2 protein-coding genes are annotated in these 1357 nt (G+C 73.5%); both read left to right on the top strand.

All coding sequences use genetic code 11. The annotated features are described in order from the left end of the window. The first annotated feature begins 304 nt into the window (after positions 1-304). Positions 305-484, top strand: a complete 180-nt coding sequence (locus tag GT042_RS08970) for a hypothetical protein (RefSeq protein WP_161308173.1) — start codon at positions 305-307, stop codon at positions 482-484. Positions 485-644: 160 nt separating this feature from the next. Beyond that, positions 645-1357 (top strand): sigma-70 family RNA polymerase sigma factor (locus GT042_RS08965; RefSeq protein ID WP_161308172.1); only part of this gene is annotated, 713 nt, incomplete at its 3' end.

The following is a 1357-nucleotide window of genomic DNA, read 5'->3' as shown; positions in this document are numbered from 1 at the left end:
GCCGGCCGGCCGGGACCGGTCGGCGTCGCGGCGGTGGCCGGGGCGCTGGTGGCCGCGACGGGCGGGTCGGTGCTGGGGAGCCGGTGGCCCAAGGTGCCGTTCCGGGCGGCGATCCTGGTCGCCGGCCTCGACGTGGCGCTGCTGCTGTGGCAGGGCGCGGGCCCGTCCTGACCGGCCCGCCTGACATCACGTCAGGTTTTGGTACACGCAGGAGGACTGAACCGCGCGGCGCGGGGCACTCGGGTGCCACGGCACGACCACGGCGTTCCGCCGCGGCGGCCTTCGGAGCACCGGGAGAACACAGATGCTCGGCTTCATAGCTGCGGCGCTCTTCGCGATCGCCTTCATCATCAACGGCACCGAGACCTCGGTGGATCACGCCATCTTCACCCCGACGAGCCTGATGCTCCTCGGCCTGACGCTGCTCGCGCTGCATGTCGCGGGTCTCGGTACGGGCTGGTCGCCGAGCCGCCGTCGCCGCTGACCCGGTCGGCGCCGACCGCTCGCCGCGGGTCGGGTTCCGCGCCCCCGGACCCCGCCCCCGTACCCCCGCGAGGATCCGAGAAGATTCCACCTGGTTTTCTGTTGTCCGGCACCGCGCCGCGCCGTCTCCTGAGTGACGGACGAGAACAAGGTGGAGCGTCGTGTACCGAAGTGACCGCAATGGACCCGATCGTGCCACGGTGCTCGCCGCCCGTGGAGGTGATCCGCAGGCGCTGGACGCCCTGGTGGCGGCCGGCATGCCGCTGATCTACAACATCGTGGGGCGGGCGCTCGACGGCCACAGCGACGTGGACGACGTCGTCCAGGAGACGCTGGTCAGGATCGTGCGGGGGCTGCCGGGGCTGCGCGACCCCGACGCGTTCCGCTCCTGGGCGGTGGCGATCGCGGTACGGCAGGTGCGCGACCGTGAGCAGCACCGCGCGGCGGCCCTGGACCGTACCGCGTCCCTGGAGGCGGCCGACCAGGTCGCGGACCCGTCCTCGGACTTCGCCTCCGTCACCATCCTGCGCCTGGGCCTCACCGACCAGCGGCGGGAGGTCGCGGAGGCGACACGCTGGCTGGACAAGGACGACCGCACCCTGCTGTCCCTGTGGTGGCTGGAGACGACCGGCGAGGTCAGCCGTACCGAACTGGCCGAGGCCCTCGGGCTGTCGGGACGGCACGCCGCGGTACGGGTGCAGCGCCTCCGGGAGCAGATAGAGGTGTGCCGGGGCATCGTGCGCGCGCTGGCGGCCGACGCGGGCAAGGAGCGGTGCCACGGGCTGGACTCCCTGACCGAGCGCTGGTCCGGGGAGCCGGGGCCGCTGTGGCGCAAGCGGTTCGCGCGGCATCTGCGCGCGTGCGCGGTGTGCGG

This window comes from Streptomyces sp. SID3212 (genome assembly GCF_009865405.1).
Classification (GTDB): Bacteria; Actinomycetota; Actinomycetes; order Streptomycetales; family Streptomycetaceae; genus Streptomyces.
Note: the sequence above shows the minus strand (reverse complement) of the source record. Positions and strands in the feature narration are given on the sequence as shown.

Bases quoted from the DNA above. Each gene is read 5' to 3' on its own strand.
- GT042_RS08970 (WP_161308173.1), top strand. From the start codon at position 305: ATGCTCGGCTTCATAGCTGCGGCGCTCTTCGCGATCGCCTTCATCATC.